The sequence below is a fragment of the Paucibacter sp. PLA-PC-4 genome, assembly GCF_026241155.1.
In the GTDB taxonomy this organism is placed as follows: Bacteria; Pseudomonadota; Gammaproteobacteria; order Burkholderiales; family Burkholderiaceae_C; genus Roseateles_E.
The window spans coordinates 24,471-41,892 of record NZ_JAPFGP010000024.1; the positions used below are offsets into that span (position 1 = coordinate 24,471).

General features: G+C 66.4%; 11 protein-coding genes. 5 read left to right on the plus strand and 6 right to left on the minus strand.

Annotated features, from left to right (window positions below):
- Position 1: 1 nt before the first annotated feature.
- Together ugpA and ugpB are read right to left on the minus strand one after the other, a co-directional pair.
- Positions 2 to 889, minus strand: coding sequence for a sn-glycerol-3-phosphate ABC transporter permease UgpA (gene ugpA / locus OOZ63_RS25855; RefSeq protein ID WP_266008549.1), 888 nt, complete (start codon positions 887 to 889; stop codon positions 2 to 4).
- 81 nt (positions 890 to 970) lie between these two features.
- The gene (ugpB, locus tag OOZ63_RS25860; protein ID WP_266008550.1) at positions 971 to 2,278 is read right to left on the minus strand and encodes a sn-glycerol-3-phosphate ABC transporter substrate-binding protein UgpB; all 1,308 of its coding nucleotides are present in this window, start codon (positions 2,276 to 2,278) and stop codon (positions 971 to 973) included.
- 498 nt (positions 2,279 to 2,776) lie between these two features.
- Here ugpB and OOZ63_RS25865 point away from each other — a divergent pair, with 498 nt between their 5' ends.
- The 3 genes from OOZ63_RS25865 to OOZ63_RS25875 all read left to right on the plus strand — a co-directional run bounded on the left by OOZ63_RS25865 (position 2,777) and on the right by OOZ63_RS25875 (position 8,568).
- Positions 2,777 to 6,697, plus strand: coding sequence for a DUF3683 domain-containing protein (locus OOZ63_RS25865; protein ID WP_416234788.1), 3,921 nt, complete (start codon positions 2,777 to 2,779; stop codon positions 6,695 to 6,697).
- A 225-nt stretch (positions 6,698 to 6,922) separates the two neighbouring features.
- The gene (locus OOZ63_RS25870; RefSeq protein WP_266008582.1) at positions 6,923 to 7,768 is read left to right on the plus strand and encodes a substrate-binding domain-containing protein; all 846 of its coding nucleotides are present in this window, start codon (positions 6,923 to 6,925) and stop codon (positions 7,766 to 7,768) included.
- On the plus strand, positions 7,765 to 8,568 hold the full coding sequence (locus tag OOZ63_RS25875; protein ID WP_266008551.1) for a hypothetical protein: 804 nt from the start codon (positions 7,765 to 7,767) through the stop codon (positions 8,566 to 8,568). The genes OOZ63_RS25870 and OOZ63_RS25875 overlap by 4 nt, the downstream gene beginning before the upstream one ends.
- A gap of 237 nt (positions 8,569 to 8,805) precedes the next feature.
- On the opposite strand, the gene OOZ63_RS25880 is transcribed toward OOZ63_RS25875, so the two are convergent.
- The 3 genes from OOZ63_RS25880 to OOZ63_RS25890 all read right to left on the minus strand — a co-directional run bounded on the left by OOZ63_RS25880 (position 8,806) and on the right by OOZ63_RS25890 (position 12,591).
- Positions 8,806 to 10,770 carry a methyl-accepting chemotaxis protein gene (locus OOZ63_RS25880; protein ID WP_266008552.1) on the minus strand — a complete coding sequence of 655 codons (1,965 nt, stop codon included), beginning with the start codon at positions 10,768 to 10,770 and terminating at the stop codon, positions 8,806 to 8,808.
- Between the two features lie 311 nt (positions 10,771 to 11,081).
- A complete protein-coding gene (locus tag OOZ63_RS25885; protein WP_266008554.1) occupies positions 11,082 to 12,071 on the minus strand; it encodes a Bug family tripartite tricarboxylate transporter substrate binding protein in 990 nt (329 codons plus the stop codon).
- Positions 12,072 to 12,153: 82 nt separating this feature from the next.
- Entirely contained in the window at positions 12,154 to 12,591 is a 438-nt protein-coding gene (locus OOZ63_RS25890) for a hypothetical protein (protein WP_266008556.1), read from the minus strand.
- A gap of 239 nt (positions 12,592 to 12,830) precedes the next feature.
- Between OOZ63_RS25890 and OOZ63_RS25895 the strand changes: the two genes are divergently transcribed.
- Positions 12,831 to 13,268, plus strand: coding sequence for an HIT family protein (locus OOZ63_RS25895; protein ID WP_266008557.1), 438 nt, complete (start codon positions 12,831 to 12,833; stop codon positions 13,266 to 13,268).
- Between the two features lie 40 nt (positions 13,269 to 13,308).
- On the opposite strand, the gene OOZ63_RS25900 is transcribed toward OOZ63_RS25895, so the two are convergent.
- Positions 13,309 to 15,336, minus strand: coding sequence for a M13 family metallopeptidase (locus OOZ63_RS25900; protein WP_266008558.1), 2,028 nt, complete (start codon positions 15,334 to 15,336; stop codon positions 13,309 to 13,311).
- Between the two features lie 156 nt (positions 15,337 to 15,492).
- Here OOZ63_RS25900 and OOZ63_RS25905 point away from each other — a divergent pair, with 156 nt between their 5' ends.
- Positions 15,493 to 17,397, plus strand: coding sequence for a PhoX family protein (locus tag OOZ63_RS25905; RefSeq protein ID WP_266008559.1), 1,905 nt, complete (start codon positions 15,493 to 15,495; stop codon positions 17,395 to 17,397).
- The last annotated feature ends 25 nt before the right edge of the window (positions 17,398 to 17,422 follow it).

Below are 17,422 nucleotides of genomic sequence, written 5' to 3' on the forward strand. Positions count from 1 at the left end.
CTCAGTACTGCACTTTCTTCTCGACAAAACGGAACTGCAGCACGGTCAGCGCGATCACGATGACCATCAGCACCACCGACTGCGCGGCCGAGCCGCCCAGGTCCAGGGCCTTGAAGCCGTCGTAGTAGACCTTGTAGACCAAGATGGCCGTGTCCTTGCCCGGGCCGCCGTGGGTGGCCGCGTCGACGATGGCGAACGTGTCGAAGAAGGCGTAGACCACGTTGATCACCAGCAGGAAGAAGGTGGTGGGCGAGAGCAGCGGGAACACAATGGTCCAAAAGCGCCGGGCCGGGCTGGCACCGTCGATGGCGGCCGCCTCGATCAGCGACTTCGGGATCGACTGCAGGCCCGCCAGGAAGAACAGGAAGTTGTAGGAGATCTGCTTCCAGACCGCGGCGACGACGATCAGCGTCATCGCATGGTTGGAGTTCAGCAGATGGTTCCAGTCCGTACCGGCGGCCTGCAGCATGTAGGAGACCACGCCGAAGGAGGGCGCGAACATGAACAGCCACAGCACGCCGGCCACCGCCGGCGCCACCGCATAGGGCCAGATCAGCAAAGTCTTGTAGGCGAAGGCGCCCTTGATCACGCGGTCGGCCATCACGGCCAGCAGCAGCGCGATGGCCAGGCCGAAACCCGCCACCAGCGCGGAGAACAGCGCGGTGATCTTGAACGAGGCCAGATAGCTCTCGTCACTGAAGAGTTGGCGGAAGTTCTGCAGGCCCACCCACTCGGTGGACATGCCGAAGGCATCCTGCTGCTGCAGCGATTGCAGCAGCGCCTGGCCGGCCGGCCAGAAGAAGAACACGGTGATGACGATGACCTGCGGTGCCAACAGCACCCAGGGCAGCCATCCCGATTTGAAAAGCACGCGTTTTTCTACGGACATGATGTCCCTTCCCAAAAGCATCAACCCGCCGCCCCGGTTTCCCAGGGCGGCGGGTTCTATCGATCATTCAAAGCGGGGAGCTTAGCCCTTGTTGGCTTTCTCGAAACGCTCCAGCTGTTCGTTGCCGCGCTTGATCGCGGCGTCGATGCCTTCCTTGGCGCTCTTCTTGCCACCCCAGACCTGTTCCATTTCCTCGTCGATGATGGTGCGGATCTGGACGAAGTTGCCCAGGCGCACGCCGCGCGACTTGTCGGTGGTCTTGCGGATCATCTGCACCACGGCCACCTCGGTGCCCGGGTTGTCCTTGTAGAAGCCCGACTTCTCGGTGGCGTTGTAGGCTTCCTTGGTCACCGGCAGGTAGCCGGTGCGCTTGTGGCTGTCGGCCGCCACATCGGTGCGGGCCAGATAGCTGAAGAACGCGGCCACGCCCTTGTACTCGGGCGCCTTCTTGCCCGACATCACCCACAGGCTGGCGCCGCCGATCACGGTGTTCTGCGGTGCGCCGGTCACGTCTGGGTAGTAGGGCAGCGGCGAGATGCCGAAGCCGAACTTGGCATTGCGCTTCACATTGGCATACAGGCCCGAGGAGCCGGTGGTCATCGCGCACTCACCCGAGACGTAGGTGGCGTCGGCCGCATTGCCGCGACCCTTGTAGACGAACAGGCCCTGCTTGGACATATTGGCCAGGTTCTCGATATGGCGCACATGCAGCGGCGTGTTGAAGTTCAGCCGTGTGTCCAGACCGCCGAAGCCGTTGTTCTTGCTGGCGAACTCGACGTTGTGCCAGGCCGAGAAGCTCTCGAACTGGGTCCAGCTGACCCAGCTGGTGGTGAAGGGGCACTTGTGGCCGCTGGCCTTGAGTTTGGCGGCGGCCAGGGCCACCTCCGGCCAGGTGGCCGGCGCCTTGTTCGGGTCCAGGCCGGCGGCCTTGAAGGCGTCCTTGTTGTAGTGGAACACCGTCGTCGAGCTGTTGAAGGGGAAGCTCAGCATCTGGCCGTTGGGGGCCGTGTAGTAGCCGGCCACGGCAGGCACATAGGCGCTCGGGTCGAACTTGGCGCCGGCGTTCTTCATCACCTCGCCCACCGGCACGATGGCGCCCTTGCTGGCCATCATCGTGGCCGTGCCGACCTCAAAGACCTGGAGGATGTGCGGTGCGTTGCCGGCGCGGAAGGCGGCGATTGCGGCCGTCATCGACTCGTCATAGCTGCCCTTGAAAGTGGGCACGATCTTGTAATCTTTTTGGCTGGCGTTGAAATCCTTGGCCAGGTCATTGACCCATTCACCCAGGGCGCCGCCCATGGAGTGCCACCACTGGACTTCGGTTTGTGCTTGGGCGCCGGTGGCAAGGCCGGCAGCCAGCAGTGCGGCGACGAGGTGTTGTGCTTTCATTGTCTTTGATGCTCCGTTATTCGACAGGGCTGGTGTGGATCATGTGGATCACAGCATGAGCCAACAAGCTTATGTGTCAATTGTGACATCCGTGTTGTGACATGGGCGTCGCGTCCGGGCAATAGGGCCTGGCCCGGGTGTGGTGCCCGATGCGCCTGAAGATGGCATGGGTGCCGCAATTTGGTGCGCCGCCATTGGCGTGGACGCCACAGCCGCGCGCCCAAGCCGCCCCAAACAGGCCTGTCGGACAAGGGCTCTTGGCCGTGCGCAGGGCGAGCATGTTGCACTGCGGTAGGATCATGGACCCGACGCGAATGGGGTTGGCCGCCGGTGTCATGCCGGCGTGCGCACCTGATGAGGCTGCCGCCCGCATCCCCGCCAGCAGGTCACAAGCCCGGCGCGTCGATGCAGATCGAATGAGAGATTTCCAGCTTTCGCCGGGTGTTTCGCCTTGACCGGCTGCCCGGCCAACCAAGGGTGCGCAAGCGCCTGGCCGCCATGAATGCACCGCATCCGCTGATGCCTGTCGACCCGACCCAAACCGCCATCGCTGGGCGTGAGGATGCCCCGCACGCCGCCCGGCTGCGCGAGATTCCCTACAACTACACCTCCTTCTCCGACCGCGAGATCGTGATCCGCTTGTTGGGCACGCGTGCCTGGGAGCTGTTGAACCGGCTGCGTGAGGAGCGCCGCACCGGCCGCTCCGCGCGCATGCTCTACGAGGTGCTGGGCGATATCTGGGTGGTGCAACGCAACCCCTATCTGCAGGACGACCTGCTGGACAACCCCAAGCGCCGGGGCCAGTTGATCGAAGCGCTGAACCACCGGCTGCACGAGGTCGAGAAGCGCCGCGACCCGGCCAGCGATCCTCAGCGCGACGCCTCGGTGGGCGAGCTGCTGGCAGCCGCGCGCCGGGCGGTGCAGCAGTTTTCCAGCCAGTTCGACGAGGTGGCCGAGCTGCGCCGCCGCGCCACCAAGCTGCTGGGCAAGCGCACCGCCAAGGACAACATCAAGTTCGACGGCCTGTCGCGCGTCTCGCATGTCACCGATGCGACCGACTGGCGGGTCGAGTACCCCTTTGTCGTGTTGACCCCGGACACCGAGGCCGAGATGGCCCACCTGGTCAAGGGCTGCATCGAGCTGGGCCTGACCATCATCCCGCGCGGCGGCGGCACTGGCTACACAGGCGGCGCGGTGCCTCTGGTGTGGAACAGCGCGGTCATCAACACCGAAAAGCTCGAAGCCCTGCGCGGCGTCGAGGTGATGGCGCTGCCGGGCGTCGACAAGCCGGTGGCGACGATCTGGAGCGAGGCCGGTGTCGTGACTCAGCGCGTGGCCGATCTGGCCGAGCTGCATGGCTATGTGTTCGCGGTTGACCCGACCTCGGCCGAGGCCAGCTGCGTCGGCGGCAATGTGGCGATGAACGCCGGCGGCAAGAAGGCCGTGCTGTGGGGCACGGCGCTGGACAATCTGGCCAGCTGGCGCATGGTCACGCCGGAGGCCAAATGGCTGGAGGTGATACGGCTCAACCACAACCTGGGCAAGATCCATGACGTGGAGACGGCCAGCTTCGAGCTGCGCTATTTCGACGCCAGCGGCAAGAAGCTCGAGCGCACCGAGCGCCTGGACATCCCCGGGCGCACCTTCCGCAAGGAAGGCCTGGGCAAGGACGTCACCGACAAGTTCCTGGCCGGCCTGCCCGGCATCCAGAAGGAGGGCTGCGACGGCCTGATCACCAGTGCGCGCTGGGTCGTGCACAAGATGCCCGCCCATGTGCGCACCGTCTGCCTGGAGTTCTTCGGCAACCCGAAGGACTGCGTGCCCTCCATTGTCGAGATCCGAGACTTCATGTTCGCCGAGGCGCAAAAGCCCGGCGGCGCCATTCTTGCCGGTCTTGAGCATCTGGACGACCGCTATCTGAAGGCGGTGGGATACGCCACCAAGAGCAAGCGCGGCGGCCTGCCCAAGATGGTGCTGGTCGGCGACATCGTCGGCGAGGATGCCGATGCGGTGGCGCGGGCGACCTCGGAGGTCGTGCGCCTGGCCAATGGCCGCAGCGGCGAGGGCTTTGTCGCGATCAGTGCCGACGCGCGCAAGAAGTTCTGGCTGGACCGCAAGCGCACCGCCGCGATCTCCAAGCACACCAATGCGTTCAAGGTGAACGAGGACGTCGTGATCCCCTTGCCGCGCATGGGCGAGTACACGCTGGGCATCGAGCGCATCAATATCGAGCTCTCGCTGCGCAACAAGCTGGCCCTGGTGGACGAGCTGCAGGCGTTTTTCGAGCGAGGCAATCTGCCGCTGGGCAAGACCGACGATGCCAGCGAGATCCCCAGCGCCGAGCTGCTCGGCGACCGCGTCGCGCAGGCGCTGGGCCTGCTGGGCGAGGTGCGCGGGCAGTGGCAGCAATGGATGCAGGAGCTGGATATCGACCGCGGCGAGGAGCGCAGCTTCTTCGACCAGCTGCAGGACCACAGCCTGCGGGCCTCCTGGAAGACCCAGATCTTCAAGCCGCTGCAAGACATCTTCAGCGGCGGCGCCTTCGCGCAGATCCTGCTGGAGTGCAAGCGCATCCACAAGGAAGTGCTGCGCGGCCGGGTCTGGGTCGCCCTGCACATGCATGCCGGCGACGGCAATGTGCACACCAATATCCCGGTCAACTCCGACAACTACCAGATGCTGCAGACGGCTCACGAAGCCGTCGCCCGCATCATGAAGCTCGCACGCAGCCTGGACGGCGTGATCTCGGGTGAGCACGGTATCGGCATCACCAAGCTGGAGTTCCTCAGCGACGCCGAGCTGGCGCCCTTTGCCGACTACAAGGCAAGGATCGACCCGGAGGGCCGCTTCAACAAGGGCAAGCTGCTGCGCCTGGGCGGGCCCGACGCGATGACGACCTACGCGGATCTGACCAATGCCTACACCCCGAGCTTCGGGCTGATGGGGCATGAGTCCTTGATCATGCAGCAAAGCGATATCGGCGCGATCGCCGACAGCGTCAAGGACTGCCTGCGCTGCGGCAAGTGCAAGCCGGTGTGCGCCACCCATGTGCCGCGCGCCAACTTGCTGTACAGCCCGCGCAACAAGATTCTTGCGACCTCGCTGCTGGTTGAGGCCTTTCTCTACGAGGAGCAGACCCGGCGCGGCGTGTCGATCAAGCACTGGCAGGAGTTCGAGGATGTGGCCGACCACTGCACGGTCTGCCACAAATGCGCGAATCCCTGCCCGGTCAAGATCGACTTCGGCGATGTGACGATGAATATGCGCAATCTGCTGCGCAAGATGGGCCAAAAGACCTGGCGTCCCGGCAACGCCGCGGCCATGCTGATGCTCAACGCCACCAATCCCGAGACGATCAAGCTCGCCCGCAGCGCGATGGTCGGCGTGGGCTTCAAGGCCCAGCGCCTGGCCCACGACCTGCTGAAGACCTTTGCGAAGAAGCAGACCGCCGCGCCGCGCGCGACGCTGGGTGCCGCGCCGATCAAGGAGCAGGTGATCCACTTCATCAACAAGAAGCTGCCGGGCGGACTGCCGAAGAAGACCGCGCGGGCGCTCTTGGACATCGAGGACAAGGACTACGTCCCCATCATCCGCAATCCCCAGGCCACGACGGCCGAGACCGAGGCGGTGTTCTACTTCCCGGGCTGCGGCTCGGAGCGGCTGTTCAGCCAGGTGGGTCTGGCGACCCAGGCCATGCTCTGGCACGCCGGGGTGCAGACCGTGCTGCCGCCGGGCTATCTGTGCTGCGGCTATCCGCAGCGCGGCTCGGGCCAGTTCGACAAGGCCGAGAAGATCATCACCGACAACCGGGTGCTGTTCCACCGCGTCGCCAACACGCTGAACTACCTGGACATCAAGACCGTGGTGGTGAGCTGCGGCACCTGCTATGACCAGCTGCAGGGCTACAAGTTCGAGGACATCTTCCCGGGCTGCCGCATCATCGACATCCACGAATACTTGTTGGAGAAGGGCATCACGCTCGACTCCAAGCAGGCTTTTCTGTATCACGATCCCTGCCACAGCCCGATGAAGCTGCAAGACCCGATGAAGACGGTCAAGGCCCTGGTCGGCCCCGAGGTGGTCAAGAGCGAGCGCTGCTGCGGCGAGAGCGGCACGCTGGGCGTGACACGTCCCGACATCTCCACGCAGATCCGCTTTCGCAAGGAAGAGGAGTTGCGCAAGACCGAGACCCAGCTGCGCGAGAGCGGCAAGGTCGCGGCGGCCGAGAACCTGAAGATCTTGACCTCCTGCCCGAGCTGCCTGCAGGGCCTGAGCCGCTACGGCGGCGATCTGCAGAACGGCCTGCTGGAGGCCGACTACATCGTCGTTGAGATGGCCAACCAGATCCTCGGCAAGGACTGGATGCCGCAGTACGTGGCCAAAGCCAACGCCGGTGGCATCGAGCGCGTGCTGGTCTGATCGAAACGCATCTTCGAGCTGGAACTGGCACACTCCGAAGCTATCGGAGCCAGGCCGAAGATCGTGAGCACCAGCAATTGTCCAGCGTCTCAGGCGTGCGCCCGCACGCCGCTTGCATCCGCAGATCTCGGCGGCACCCATCGCCGTTGTCTGCTTCTGGCCGCACTCGCAGGGCTTGCAGCACCGGGCGGGGGCAGCGCGGCGGCGGAGCGTTTACGGGTGGCGGTGGTTTTGAAGGCCATGCGCAATGAGTTCTTCGCACTGATGGGCGAAGGCGCGCGTGCCCATCATGCGCGGCGACAGGCCGAGTACGAGCTCTTGGTCCAGGGTATCGACGGCGAGACGGATGTGGCGGCGCAGGAACGCTTGGTTGTGAAGCTCATCGAGCAGCGTGTGCATGCCCTGGTGATCGTGCCGGCGGATTCGAACGCCATGCTGCCGGTCCTGCTCAAGGCCTTGAAGGCGGGTGTGCTGGTCGTCAATCTGGACAACAAGCTCGACGACCGCGCCCTGGCCACCGCCGGCGTCAACATTCCCTTTGTCGGACCGAGCAATTTTCAGGGCAGCCGCAGCGTTGGCGACTATGTGGCCAAGCAGCTGCCTCGCGCCAGCCGCGTCGGCATCATCGAGGGCCCGCCGGGCTCCATCAATGCTAAGGCGCGCAGCGACGGCTTCAGGGCGGCGATTGCCGCAGCAGGCCTGCGGCTGGCTGCGGTTCGTTCCGGCCATTGGACCCAGACCCAGGGCCGGGCGGCAGCCAGCGAGTTGATGCGATTGGCGCCGGACATCAAGGCACTGCTGTGCGGCAATGACAATATGGCCCTGGGTGCGGTGCAGGCCCTTCGCGAGCTCGGGCGCAGCAGCGACGTCCTCGTCTGCGGCTACGACAACATTCCCTCGGTTCGTCCGCTCATCGCTCAGGGCCTGATACTGGCTACGGCAGACCAATTCCCGGTCAAGCAGGCCGAGTACGCGCTGGATGTCGTGCTCAAAGCCTTGCAAACGGGGCAGCGTCAGACCGAACTCCCCAGCATCATCCAGTCGCCCGTGCAGTTGGTCACCCGGTCATGAACCGCTGGCGCAGCCCCGCCATCGTGTTTGCAGCGCTCACGCTATTGGCCGCATCAGCATCAGCTGCGCAGGTGCTAAAGATATTCGTCGAGCCGGATCCTCCCTTTGTGCTGCTTCGCGATGGGAAACCGGCAGGCCCCTACCTGGAGGCATTGCAGGCCCTGCTCGTCGGGCACAAGCTCAGCTTGCAAGTCACCCTGATGCCGCACCGGCGGATCTCAGCGATGCTGCCGATCAGCCCGGGCAGCTGCGGTCTGGCGATCGATTTTTCGCCGGGCGAGGCCGAGACCCTGAGTTTTGTGGGTCGAGTCGCCCCGGTGAAGTTGGCTGTCTATGCCCTCAAGGGGGCGCCCTCGGTGCGCAATATCGAGGACTTGCGACCTTACCGGGTTGGGGCTGTCGACACGGCCGAGGTGCGCGATCTGCTCGGCGCGGCGGATATCGCCTTCGAGCCCATCGCCCCCACGGCACAAAGGACGGGGATGTTGCAGCGCAAACGCTTTGACTATCTGGTCAGTGACGAAAGGCCGGGCATGCTCGATGGCGACAGTGGTGCGCAGGTTCAGCGCGTCTTTGTGCTGGCCAGGGTGGATCGGTGGATGGCCTGTCATGCCGGCTTGCCGCCGGCCCTGCTGGCTACATTGCGACTGGCTTTGCAGGAAGGGCTGTTCGCTGAGTCCGTGCGACCGATCTGGGTTCGTGCCGGTCTGCGACCCTACTATCAGGCGGTGCGGTCCGAGTGGGAGCTGATTCCCAAATCGCCCGCAAATGCGGCAAGAAGGCCAGACCTGCCGCCATAAGGGGACGGGGGTGAGGTGAGCGGCCCCGCTCGCGCGATGCTGGCGCCGGCTTGCCCACCCTGATCGGCACATGTGGTCACCACCGTGCCAGCGTCGGCCCGCCGCCCGGCGAGTCATCGAGCGTGATGGCTGTTGTCATCTCGGCACTCAGGCCTTGATGATGGGCACGCACTGGGCCTGCACTAGGCACGCACTAGACCCGCACTAGACCCGCCGCCCTTGGCGAGGGGAGGCGGCTTACGCCGCCGAGTCGACCCGGAAGCGCCCGACTTGCTGCACCAGCTTGTCGGCCTGCTCCTGCAGGCTCTCGGCCGCAGCCGTGCTCTGCTCCACCAGGGCCGCGTTCTGTTGCGTGCCCTGATCCAGATCGGCCACGGCCGCATTGATGTGGCCCACGCCGATGGCCTGCTCGCGGGCAGCCGTCGAGATCTCGCCGATGATGCCGGCCACGCGCTTGACGCTGCCCAAGATCTCCTGCATCGCCGTGCCGGCCTCGCCGACCAGGCGGGCACCGGACTCCACCTTCTCGCCGCTGCTGCTGATCAGGCTGCGGATCTGCTTGGCCGCTTCGGCGCTGCGCTGCGCCAGCACTCGCACCTCGCTGGCCACCACCGCGAAGCCTCGACCCTGCTCGCCGGCGCGGGCCGCCTCGACGGCAGCGTTCAGCGCCAGGATGTTGGTCTGAAAGGCGATCGAGTCGATGGTGCCGGTGATCTCGGCGATCTGGGCGCTGGCGCTGCGGATTTGCTCCATGGTCTGCACCACTTGCGCCACCACCTGGCCGCCATGCTCGGCCGCCTGGTTGGATGCGCCGACGAACTGATGCGCTTGCTCGGCGGCGGCCGCCGTCTGGCTCATCGAGCCGGTGAGCTCCTCCACCGCGCCGGCCGTCTCCTGCAGGCGGCTGGCCGACTGCTCGGTGCGCTGTGACAGGTCGCGGCTGCCGGCCGCTACCTCGGCGCTGGCCAGACCGATCTGGTCGCTGGCGCGCGAGACCTCGGCAATCGTGCCCGCGAGCTGCTGACGCATCAACTCCACGCCAGCCGCCAGTGCGCCGAGATCGTCGCGGCGTGCGATGCCGATCCGTTGGGTGAGGTTACCCTCGGCAATCGCCTGCACCGCGCTGTTGAGCGCGCCCAGCGGCTGGCCCACCCAGCGGCGCAGCAGCGCGGTGATGCCCACGCCCAACACCAACACGGCCAGCATCATCAGACCCCACAAGGTCTGCAGCGAGCGGTAGTGCGCGGCCAGCGCGGTCGATTGCGAGGCCTCCGCCACCACCCACCAGCCGGTGCCCTCGCTGCGCTGTGCCACCGCGAAAGCATCATCGTGTTTGTCGTTGTACAGGGCCGGTGCCTCGCTGAGCAGGCCCTTGGGCGCCTCGGCCAGCGCCTTCAGCAGGCGTTCGGCACCGGCGGCATCCGGGATCAGCTCGGTCAGTTTCTTGCCCTGGGCGCTCGGATGGGCGCGCAGATAGGCGTCGGCAGGCGACTTGGCCGGGTCGATGATGTAGAGGCCGCCGCTCTCGTAGAGCTTGACGGCCTGGGCCATGGTCACCAGCTCTTGCTGCAGGCCGCGCATGTCGAAGCCGACGAACAGGATGCCGACCACCTGGCCCTGTGCGTCCTTGATGGCCTGATAGCGTGTCATGTAGGGCACACCGAACAGCGTGGCCGGGCCTACATAGCTGCCGCCGGCCATCATCTTGGCGAAGGCCGGGTGCTGGCTGCCCAGCAGCGTGCCCATCGCGCGCGAGCCGTCCTGCTTGGTCAGCGAGGTGGTGACGCGCATGAAGTCCTCGCCCTTGCGCGCAAAGATGGTAGCCACGCCACCGGTCTTGGCGCTGAAGCGATCCACCAGGCCCAGCTCGCCGGCCAGGGCCTGGCCCTCGTGCATCAGCTCGGCCTCACCCTGCAGCGCGAAGCTGCCGGGCAGCTCGGCGGCCAGCACCGCGTACAGCCGGTCGGCGGATTGGCGGGCGGTGCGGTCCAGCGCATCGGCCACCCGAGCGACGGCAGCGGCCTCGCTGGCCATGTAGTCGACGCTGCGCTGGCGCGCCTGTTCGGTCAGCACCCAGGAGACCAGGGCGCAGATGGCGATCAGCAGCGTGGCGATGCCCAGGCAGGTGATCAGCGAGACGCGACGCGCCACGCTGGCGTAGCCCAGGGTCGAGGCACGGGGGGCGGAGTTGTCAGTTCTCATGATGTTCTTCGTTGGCGAGCCAGGCATTGCGATGCGCACGCGCGGCTCTCGCTGCAGCCGCATGGGCTGAGCGTGGTCTATGCATGGGGATCGGTACCAAGCCGCAGAACGAGCCCTGAGGGCGTGCTCGCCTTGTCTGTGCGGTCTGCGCAGTTGCTGCAAAGCAAGGCGCGGTCCGCTCATCGCACTCGCCCGATCGGGCAGGCTTGAAATGTACGGTATTCGCCCCCTTATGGGGGTGCGGACCTAGCAGAAACCCGAATGTCGCGGGTTGATCTCGGTCAGTCCGTGAAAAAGTTGTCGGCCCTTATTCAGTCGGCCGCCAGCTTGCGCTCCCTGATCAGCGCGTGCCAGAACTGGGTTTCTTGCTGCACAAAGCGACCCAGCGCCGGCCCGTCGCTGGGGGCGACCTCCAGGCCGAAGTCTTCCAACTTGGCCTTGACCTCGGGCAGCGCGATGGCCTTTTGCATCTCGGCGGTCAGCCGCTTGACGACAGCCTCGGGCGTGCCCTTGGGCACGAACAGCCCCTGCCAGGCCGCCACGTCCACACCCTTGAGTCCCAGCTCGGCAAAGCTCGGCACCTCGGGCAGCTGCGGCACGCGCCTGGGTGAGAGCACGGCCAGCGCCTTGAGCTTGCCGGCGCGGATGTGCGGCAGGCCGGCGGCCGTGTCCAGAATGCCCATGGGCAGTACGCCGGCGATCAGGTCCTGGGTCGAGAAGGCCGTGCCGCGGTAGGGCACATGGACGATGAAGCTGCCGCTGCGCTCCTTGAGCAGCTCCATTGCCAGATGGTGCGGGCTGCCGATGCCCGGCGAGGCATAGCTGTACTTGCCGGGGCTCTTGCGCACCTCGTCCAGCCATTGCCGCGCGCTGGCGAAGCCGGAGTTCGGGTTCACGACCAAGATCAGCGGGAAGCGCGCCATGAAGCCCACCGGCGTGAAGTCGCCGGGGGCATAGGGCAGCTTCTTGTACATCGCGCTGTTGAACACCATGGCGCCGTTGTCGCCGGTCAGCAAGGTGTAGCCATCGGCTGGGGCCTTGGCCGCCACATCGGTTCCGATCATGCCGCCGGCGCCGGGCCGGTTCTCGATGACCAGCGTCTGGCCGAGTTGGGCACCCAGCGCCGGGGCGAGCTGGCGCGCCAGAAAGTCCGAGCCGCCGCCGGCGGGGTAGGCCACCACCCAGCGTATCGGTTTGCTGGGCCAGGTGTCGGCCTGGGTCGCCAGCGGTGCCAGGGCCAATGCAGCGAGGCCCAGCGGGGCAAGACAGAACAGGCGGCGGGCGGTCAGCGAAGCGGGCATCGGCGGTCCTCAAAGGCAAGGAGTACAAGAGACTCCTCTTATCTTAGGGGGCCGCCGAGCCGTCCTCGCCGATGGCTTCGCTTCAGTTTTCTTGCAGGGCCACGCGATAACTTGCGTCGTCATCCTCCTTGGGTGCCACGAAACTGACATCGAAGCTGAAGAGCTGGCCGTCCGTGGCCTGCTTGGTGCACTGCATGGCGATGACCGCGCGGCGCACGGCCATGCGGTAGGCCAGCGGTCCGCCCTTGGAGCTGACATCGGTGGTCTCCTCGCCCTGCAGTCGGAAGGTGACGCGCACCGTGGCCTCCTGCCCTTCGAGGTACCAAGCCTTTTCCAGGACGTCTTGCATCGTGGCGGCCACACCCGGGCAGCTGCGGCTCACATCGCGGCGTACCGGCTCGCCTTGCTTGCCGCTGACTTCAACGCGCGTGAGTCCTTCGGGTTGTGCTTGAGCTTGGGCCAGGCCGGTGAAGAGAATCAGTGCGGTGGCGCTGAGCGTGCGGTACAGAGTTTTTGTCATGGGGATCTCCTTGATCGATGGCTGTCGGTGGGTGCGAAGAACCGGAGCGCTTGCTCCGGAACATGGGCACAGCCTAGGGTTGCCCCTGGGGTCGGACCAAGGACGCCGCGACCAAATGCCGAAGCCGCAGGATGATCGACCTGATTGCGCGACGAACTGATTTCGTCACGGACCCAGCTGTGACGGGCCTTATGTGCCGGAAGTCATGAGGCCGCGCGGCCGGTTAAAGTGCCGATGCCATGGACATCCACACCGACTGCCCCCTGTGCCGCGACGACGGCGACCTGCTGATTGCGCAAACCCCGCTGTGGCGCGTGATCCGCGCCGACGAGGCTGCGTTCCCGGCCTTCTATCGCCTGATCTGGCGCGCCCATGTGGCCGAGTTCAGCGATCTCGACGCCGCCGCGCGCCTGGCCTGCATGGAGGTCGTCAACCGCATCGAGACGGTGCTCAGGCAAGACCTGGCCCCCACCAAGATCAATCTCGCCAGCTTGGGCAATGTCGTGCCCCATCTGCACTGGCATGTGATCGCCCGCTTTGACTGGGACAGCCACTACCCGAACCCGGTCTGGGGCAGCGCTCAGCGCCCCGCCGACGAGGCCAGGCTGGCGGCGCTGCGTCAGCGCCTACCCGCGCTGGACGCGGCCATCGCGGCCGCGGTGACCACACCCGCCTGAGCCTTCGCCCGAGCCTTCACCCAAGCCTTTGCCCGAGCCTTCACCAGACCCTGATCGGCTCGGCCGCCACCATCGCGTCGCCGGGCTTGCAGGCAAAGGCTTGGGCGAAGGCCGGCAGATTGGACATCGGGCCCAGCACACGGAACTTGGACGGCGAGTGCTGGCCGGTTCGCAGCTGGTTGATCAGCAGCTCGTTGCGCATCTTGGTTCGCCAGATCAGCGCGTTGGACAGGAAGAAGCGCTGCTCGGGCGTGTAGCCGTCAATCTTGTCACGTGCGCCGCTGCGGGCCAGGGCCCGCTGCAGGCCCTCGAAGGCGATCGGCATGCCGGCGATGTCGGAGATGTTCTCACCCAGCATCTGCTGGCCGTTGATGCGCTGGCCCGGCAGCGGCTCATAGCCGCTGTAGAGCGCGGCCACTTGCGCGGCTCGGGCCCGGTAGGCGGCCGCGTCCTCGGGCGTCCACCAGTCGACCAGATTGCCGACGCTGTCGTACTGGCGGCCGCGGTCATCGAAGTGGTGGGTGATCTCATGACCGATCACCATGCCGATGCCGCCGTAGTTGACCGCGTCGTCGGTCCGAGCATCGAAGAAGGGCGGCTGCAGGATGCCGGCCGGGAAGATGATCTCGTTGAGACCGCCGGCAAAGGCGTTGACGATGTGGGGGCTGGTGGTCCAGCGCGAGCGATCCACCGGCCGGTCCAGATCGGCCAGACGCTGGGCTGTCTGCCAGGCACTGGCGCGCAGCGCGTTGCCGGCATAGTCATCGACCTTGAGTTGCAGGCCGGCATAGTCGGGCCAGCGCTCGGGCGCGCCGATCTTCAGCGCCATCGCGTCGAGCTTGGCCAGCGCGCTCTGCTTGGTCGGCGCGCTCATCCAGGCCAGGCCCTCGATGCGCCCGCGCATCGCCGCCTTGATGTCGGCCACCAGCTGCAGCGAGCGCGCCTGCGCCTCGGCGGAGAAGGCCTTGGCCACGAAGAGCTCGCCCAGCCCCAACCCCACCGGCGCGCTGCCAGTGCGCCCGCCTATGCTCACGATCACATCTTCGCTGCGCGGCGCCGGCGCCTTGAGCCCGGCGATGGCCGCACCGTGATAGGCGAAATGTGCGTCGGCAAAGACCTTGGGTAAGCGCGCCGCACTGGCGTCCAGCAGGCGCAGGCTCAAATAGCTGCGCCAGACGGCAGGCTGCGCCTGGCTGGCCAGCTCGCCCAGGCGCTGGGCGAACTCGGGCTGACCGACGATGAAGCGCGCCACGCCCTCAGGCCGGCCGGTGTAGCTGGCGAGGTAGGCGCCCCAGTCGAGTCCCGGGGCACTGGCCGTCAGGGCCTTGACATCGAAGGGGTTGTAGTTGGCATTGGGTTCGCGAAGCTTGACGCGTGTGCGCGAAGCCTCGGCCAGCCGGGTCTCGAAGGCCATCAGCGCCTCGATATCGGCGGGCTCAGCCGGCAGCCCGGCCGCCGACAGCAGCGTCTTGGCGTAGGCGCGATAGGCGGCCTGCAAGCCAAGCGAGACGGCATCGCTCTTGAAATAGTCCTCGCGGTCGGGCAGGCCCAGGCCAGCCTGGGAAAAAATCAGCGCATGGCGGCGCGTGTCTTTGGGGTCGTGCCACACATAGGCGTTCAGCGGTGCTGCGACCTGCACCCGGTTCAGCGCCGCCAGCGCCGCGGGCAGATCGGCCGGCCCGCGCATCGCCGCGATCTGTGCCAGCAGCGGCTGCAAAGCCTTGAGGCCGCCGGCTTCGATGGCCTCCAGGTCCATGCCGCTGGCATAGAAGGCGGCCACGGCCTTGAGTCCCGGGCTGGTCTGCCGCGCCGGCTGGGCGATCAGCTCGTCCAGACCCTGCTGCAGGACGGCGTCATTGGCGATGCGCAAATCGATGAAGCTGCCGATGCGCGCGCGGCCATCGGGCAGCGATGTGGCGGCGTCCCATCTGCCGTTCACAAACTCGTAGAAGTCATGGCAGGCCGCCACATCGGGCGATAGATTCTTGAGGTCCAGCGCCCGCGCCGAGGGCAGGGCGAGCGTGCTGGCCGTCAGCACAGCGGCGGCGATCTTTGTCAGGCGTTGCATCGGTCTGGCGGAGCTTGTTGAGGCCGCAAAGCCTAGCGGCAAGTGGCGGGGTTGGCCATCCGGGCCCTCACCGGTACCGCGCTGTTTTCATGGTCTTGTCATCATTGGCGGGTCAAGCTTGCAGCTTTGGCATCCACCCACACGAGGCAGACCGCAATGGCCAAGGACTTTCTGACGATGGAAGACAGCAACCGCAGCGCCAACGCTAGCATCCACGAGGTCTCCGACCCGACAAGGCGCACCCTCTTGCGCGGCGGTCTGGGCCTGGGTCTGGGTGGCCTGTTCGGTTTGGGGGGCTGCGCCAGCGGCGGGGCCTCGGGCGGCCCGCTGCTGGGTTTTAAGAGCGTGCCGGTGTCGACGGCGGATGCAATCGCGGTGCCCGAGGGCTACAGCGCCCAGGTGATCGCGGCCTGGGGCGAACCGGTAGGGCTGTCGGGCGAGGACAGCGCTTTTCGCTTCGACGGCAGCAACACGGCGGCTCAGCAAGAAACCCAGCTCGGCATGCATCACGACGGCATCCACTTCTTCACCCAGGAGGGCTCCAAGTCCGGTTTGCTGGTGATGAACCATGAATACACCGATGACGGGCTGCTGCACGCCGACGGCATGAAGAGCTGGAACGCCCAGAAAGTCCGCAAGGCCCAGGCCGCGCACGGCGTTTCGGTGATTGAAGTTCAGCAGCAGCCCGGCGGGCGCTGGGAGCTGGTGCGGCCTTCGCCCTGGGCGCGCCGGATCACCGCTTACACGCCGATGCAAGTGGCCGGCCCGGCCGCCGGCCACGCGCTGATGAAGACCGCGCAGGACGGCGCTGGCCGCCGCGTGCTGGGCACACTGAACAACTGCGCCAGCGGCATCACGCCCTGGGGCACTTATCTGACCTGCGAAGAGAACTTCATCAACTACTTCAAGGGCCCGGACGCCCCGAATCCGCATGAGCGCCGCTGGGGCCTGCGCAAGGGTGACCCGGCCGGCTACCGCTGGCATGAGCACGACGAGCGCTTCGACGCGGTCAAACATCCCAACGAGCCCAACCGCTTTGGCTGGGTGGTCGAGATCGACCCCTTCAATCCCAGCAGCGTGCCGGTCAAGCGCACCGCGCTGGGTCGCGCCGCCCACGAAGGGGCGACGGTGGCCGTCACCCGGGATGGCCGCGCCGTGGTCTATATGGGCGAGGACGCCCGGTTTGAGTACATCTACAAATTTGTCAGCCGCGACAAGATCCGCCCAGGCGGCTTTGCCGCCAACAGCGAGTTGCTGGACCACGGCACGCTGTATGTGGCCCGCTTCGATGCTGACGGCTCCGGCCGCTGGCTGGCACTGAGCCAGGGCCAAGGCCCGCTGACCGCGGCCGCCGGCTTCGCCGACCAGGGCGAGGTCGTGATCAAGAGCCGCCAGGCCAGCGACCTGCTGGGCGCCACCAAGATGGATCGCCCCGAATGGATTGCCGTGGACAAGGAGGGCTATGTCTACTGCACGCTGACCAATAACAGCAACCGCGCCGGCGACAAGCAGCCGGCCGTGGACGCGGCCAATCCGCGCGCCAACAACAGCATGGGCCACATCATCCGCTGGAAGGAGCAGGGCGATTTCGATGCCACGACCCTGCGCTGGAATCACTTCGTGCTGGCCGGGGACCCAAGCAACGAGCGCGCCGAGGCCAAGGGCAATGTCAAGGGCGATGCCTTCGGCTGCCCCGACGGCCTGTGGGTCGATGGGCGCGGGGTGCTCTGGATACAGACCGATATGTCCACCTCGGCGATGGGCAAGGGCGATCTGGCACGGCTGGGCAATAACTGCATGCTCGCTGCCGATCCGCGCAGCGGCGAGGTGCGACGCTTTCTGACCGGCCCGTCCGGCAGCGAGGTCACCGGCGCGACGATGACGCCCGACGGCCGCACGATGTTCATCAATATCCAGCACCCGGGCGAGAGCCCCAGCGAGCGCAGCGACCCGGCCCAGCCGCGCCGCTTCTCTAACTGGCCCGACCAGCGAGCCGACGGCCGACCCCGCTCGGCCACCGTGGTGGTGCGCAAACTCGATGGTGGGGTGATCGGCAGCTGAGGAGGGGCTGGCCCGGGGCTGCCGG

Coding starts and splice junctions, on each gene's coding strand:
- ugpA (WP_266008549.1), bottom strand. CDS start 889: ATGTCCGTAGAAAAACGCGTGCTTTTCAAATCGGGATGGCTGCCCTGG.
- ugpB (WP_266008550.1), bottom strand. CDS start 2,278: ATGAAAGCACAACACCTCGTCGCCGCACTGCTGGCTGCCGGCCTTGCC.
- OOZ63_RS25865 (WP_416234788.1), top strand. CDS start 2,777: ATGAATGCACCGCATCCGCTGATGCCTGTCGACCCGACCCAAACCGCC.
- OOZ63_RS25875 (WP_266008551.1), top strand. CDS start 7,765: ATGAACCGCTGGCGCAGCCCCGCCATCGTGTTTGCAGCGCTCACGCTA.
- OOZ63_RS25880 (WP_266008552.1), bottom strand. CDS start 10,770: ATGAGAACTGACAACTCCGCCCCCCGTGCCTCGACCCTGGGCTACGCC.
- OOZ63_RS25885 (WP_266008554.1), bottom strand. CDS start 12,071: ATGCCCGCTTCGCTGACCGCCCGCCGCCTGTTCTGTCTTGCCCCGCTG.
- OOZ63_RS25890 (WP_266008556.1), bottom strand. CDS start 12,591: ATGACAAAAACTCTGTACCGCACGCTCAGCGCCACCGCACTGATTCTC.
- OOZ63_RS25895 (WP_266008557.1), top strand. CDS start 12,831: ATGGACATCCACACCGACTGCCCCCTGTGCCGCGACGACGGCGACCTG.
- OOZ63_RS25900 (WP_266008558.1), bottom strand. CDS start 15,336: ATGCAACGCCTGACAAAGATCGCCGCCGCTGTGCTGACGGCCAGCACG.
- OOZ63_RS25905 (WP_266008559.1), top strand. CDS start 15,493: ATGGCCAAGGACTTTCTGACGATGGAAGACAGCAACCGCAGCGCCAAC.